We start from the raw sequence: 3,711 nt of genomic DNA, 5'->3' as shown, positions 1-3,711 counted from the left end.
TCCTCTCGTTCACGAACCAGGGCCCGACGCCGAGTTCGCCGGTCCACCAGCGCATCCCGGCAGTGAGGTCGGGGACCGTGTAGGCGACCTGGATGATGGCGTCGGTCGGCTGACCGAAGGGAAACTCCATGGTGGTTGTCCTCGCTCGGGTCCTGGGGCGCCACCGGTGATCGACGGCGCCCGTCGTCTCTATGCCGGCGGGCGGGTGAAGCCGGTGGCGCCGCCGTCCACGGGGAGGGCCGCGCCCGTGATGTAGCTGGCCTCGGACGAGGCCAGGAAGAGCACGGCGTCGGCGAGCTCGTCCGGTTCTCCTTCTCGGAGCATGGGAGTGCTGGCCCTGACCCGCTCCCGGAAGGCCTCGGCTCCACCGGGCGGAAGGCCCGTCGTGCGGGCGGCGATGTCGGTGTTCATGCCGCCCGGGATGACGATGTTGACCCGGATTCCCTCGCCGATGACTTCGGCGGCGAGGATGCGTGTCAGGTGCTCGAGTGCGGCCTTGCTGGTCCCGTAGGCGGCGGTTCCCGCGCTGGCCCTTCGACCGGCTGCCGAGCCGCAGAAGACGACGGCCCCGCCGGGCGCGAGCAAGGGCCTGAGACCCTGCATGAGGAAGAACGAGCCCTTGACGTTGGTGTTGAACACCATGTCCCAGGTGGCTTCGTCCATGTCGTCGAGGCGCTTGATGCCCGCCTGCCCGGCATTGAGGAACGCGGCATCGACGTGGTCGACTTGTGCGGCGACCTCCGTGACCGCGGCCGTGATGCCGGCCGGCGAGGAGAGGTCGGCTGCCACGGCGATCGTGCCCTCGCCGATCAGACCGCTCGCGATCTTCAGTTGGTCGGGGTCGCGCGCGATGACGACCACGCGTGCGCCCTCGCGCGCGAACGCCTGTGCGGCTGCCAGTCCCAGTCCTCTGCTGCCGCCGGTGACGAGGCAGGTCTTCCCGAGGAAACGCTGACGCCGGTCCTCGACGGTCCGGTCGTGGGCCCCGGCATCAGTCGTGTCGTTCATGGTTCTCCTTCGTGGGGGGTCAGGAGTGGCGGTTCATGCGTCGATCTCGACGCCTCCGAACGGAGCTCCGCCGTTCAGGACGCGCTCCTCCGGCGGAATGGGCGCAAGGCTCACGCGCACGTCGATGCACGTCGGCCGACGGGCCGCGAGAGCGGCCTCGATCGCCGGGCGGAGCTGGTCGAGTTCCGTGACGTCGACACCGTCCGCACCCAGAGCCCGTGCCACGCCGCTGTAGGAGCCGTTCTGAAGGCGGTTGTTGGTGACGCGGTCCTGTCCGAAGAAGAACTGCTGGGTGTGCAGGGTGGCGCCCCAGGCCTGGTTGTTGAGGACGATCACGATGACCGGGAGTCCCGCGCGGACGAGGGTGTCGAACTCGGCGAGGCTGTAGCCGACGGCGCCGTCGCCGGTGACGAGGATGGTCGCCTTGTCGGGGGTCGCGTACTGCGCTCCGACGGCCACGCCGAAGTTGCTCCCCATCGAGCTGAGGTAGCCGTGCCCGAGGTAGTGGGCCAGCGGGGCGAGGGCGATCGTCTCGGAGAGCCACAGCTCGGTCAGGGCGCCGTCGACGACCACGGTGGCGTTCTCGGGGACGCTCTCGGCGATCGTGCGGACCGCGAGGTAGGGGTGGATCGCGTCGTCCCCGTGCTCCTCGGTCTCGGCGGCGAGCGCGGATCGCCGGGTGGCCGAGATGTCCCGCAGGGTCTTCAGCCAGTCGTCGCGCCCGGGGGGCACGGGGCTGTCGCCCAGGCGCTCGTTCAGCACGCCGACCGTGCCGACCGCGTCGGCCTGGATGCCGAGTTCGACCTCCTGCAGACGGCCGAGTTCACGGCCGTCGGGGTCGATCTGGAAGATCCGCGCGCTCTTCGGGAGCAGTCGGCCCGTGCCGAACTGGGTGGCCATGCCGAAGCGCAGCCCCAGCAGCAGGACCAGGTCGGGCCGCTCGTCCTCGGGGACGGTGGCCAGGCTCTGGAGGAGACCGACGTGCCGCTCGGAGCCGACGATCGCCCCGAGACCCTCCCAGTCGGAGAAGAGAGGCACTCCGGTACGGGCGGCGAACTCGTGCAACCGGGCCCGTCCGTCGGCGGTGACGAAGGACTTGCCGACCAGCGCGATCGGCCGCTCGGCTGTGCTGAGCGCGGCGACGATCCGGTCGACGCCGTCGGCGGAGGCGATACCGCTGCCGTCGATCTCGACGCGGTAGTCCTCGGCCTCCTCGACGTCGACCCGCTGGCGCAGGACGTCCCAGGGAATGTCGAGGAGCACCGGCCCCTTGGGCTCCGACTGAGCTGTCCGGATCGCCTGCGCGACCAGGCGGGGGATCAGCTCGGTACGGGTGACGCGGTGCGCGAACTTGGTCACCGGGGTCGCCATCGCCACCTGGTCGAACCCGGCCTGCTGGTCGTTGACCTGGTCCGTCTCAAGAGGCCCGGAGCCCACGATGTAGAGGACCGGGGTCCGGTCCAGATGGGCGTTGGCGACAGAGGTCAGGACGTTGGTGAAGCCGCCGCCGGCGGTGACGACGGCGACCCCCAGGTTTCCGGTGACCCGCGCATAGCCCTCGGCCGCGTGGCCGGCGTTCATCTCGTGGCGCACGTCGACGATCCGGAGCTTGGCATCCAGGGCGTCCTGGAGGATGCCGTCGATATGCGCTCCGGGCAGGCCGAAGGCGACGTTCACTCCGGCTCGCTGCAGCGTTCGCACGACGAGCCCACTACCGGTTGCGGGTGCCATTCGATGATCCGCCCTTCTGGACGTATTCAGGGTTTCCATGGAAATCACTGGTGACAGGGCCGTGTCTCAGGCCGTCCGCACCGGAGTCTCCGGCGTGGCCCGGGTGACGACAATGGCCGTGTTCGTTGGATGGTCAACGCCTTGATCGACTTGGGAACATCGAGGCCTCGTCGACCGGACCGGCCGGGTCGGAGCCTCGTGGCTGGTTCACACCAAGGCCGAGACGGCGACCTCGGGGTCGTACTCGTAGATCCAGCCGTTCTCCCTGAGTGGGTCGGCCTGCGAGTAGGCGAGGTCGCGTGCCTGCTGCTCGGGGCCGTCCGGAAGGTGGTTGATGTGGGACCTTCCGTGCGACACGTCCTGCAGGCGGGCCGTGCGGTGTCGACGGAGCTCTTCGTAGCGCCCCAGCGCCGCGATCGGGTTGTCCGGGTCCTCGGCAAGGCAGAGGGCCAGGACGGCGCCGTCCTCGATCGCCTGGGCGGCGCCCTGGGCGAAGAACGGGAACATCGGGTGGGCCGCGTCACCCAGCAGGGTCGCGTTCCCGCGGTTCCAGTGGTCGAGGGGCTCGCGGTCGAGCAACGCCCAGCGCCCCGGCGTCTCTGCGGCCCTGATCAGCTCCACCAGACGCGGATCCCAGCCGGCGAACTCGTCGAGCAGTTCCTCGAGCGTCGCGGTGGCCGTCCACGACTCGACACTGCTCGCTCCGGCCGGTGCGAAGGCGACGAGGTTGACGTACTCCTCGCCGGAGACCGGGTAGTGCACGAGGTGGTGGTCGGGGCCGATCCAGAGGGTCTGAGCGCGCCGCCTGGCGAAGTCGGGCGCCTTCGCCGCCGGTACGAGGGCGCGGAAGGCGCAGATGCCCGACTCCCTGGCCTGAGTCGGGCCGACGATGGCGTTGCGCACGCGCGAGTGGACCCCGTCGGCACCGATGAGGATGTCCGGGCGGACCGTCTCACCGTCCTCGAACCGAAC

At 70.1% G+C, this 3,711-nt stretch carries 3 protein-coding genes; all 3 read right to left on the bottom strand.

The window, feature by feature from the left end; genetic code table 11:
* Positions 1-189 precede the first annotated feature (189 nt).
* Entirely contained in the window at positions 190-1,008 is an 819-nt protein-coding gene (locus AQJ64_RS43745; RefSeq protein WP_055638104.1) for an SDR family NAD(P)-dependent oxidoreductase, read from the bottom strand.
* A gap of 33 nt (positions 1,009-1,041) precedes the next feature.
* Positions 1,042-2,739, bottom strand: a complete 1,698-nt coding sequence (locus tag AQJ64_RS43740) for a thiamine pyrophosphate-binding protein (protein WP_079062316.1) — start codon at positions 2,737-2,739, stop codon at positions 1,042-1,044.
* 207 nt (positions 2,740-2,946) lie between these two features.
* A partial coding sequence (locus tag AQJ64_RS43735) for an FAD-dependent monooxygenase (RefSeq protein ID WP_211286537.1) occupies positions 2,947-3,711 on the bottom strand: 765 nt, incomplete at its 5' end.

Origin of the sequence: Streptomyces griseoruber, assembly GCF_001514205.1 — a bacterium.
In the GTDB taxonomy this organism is placed as follows: Bacteria; Actinomycetota; Actinomycetes; order Streptomycetales; family Streptomycetaceae; genus Streptomyces; species Streptomyces griseoruber.
The sequence above is the reverse complement of the archived record's forward strand: the minus strand, read 5'-3'. Positions and strand labels throughout refer to the sequence as shown.

Coding starts and splice junctions, on each gene's coding strand:
- AQJ64_RS43740 (WP_079062316.1), bottom strand. CDS start 2,739: ATGGCACCCGCAACCGGTAGTGGGCTCGTCGTGCGAACGCTGCAGCGA.
- AQJ64_RS43745 (WP_055638104.1), bottom strand. CDS start 1,008: ATGAACGACACGACTGATGCCGGGGCCCACGACCGGACCGTCGAGGAC.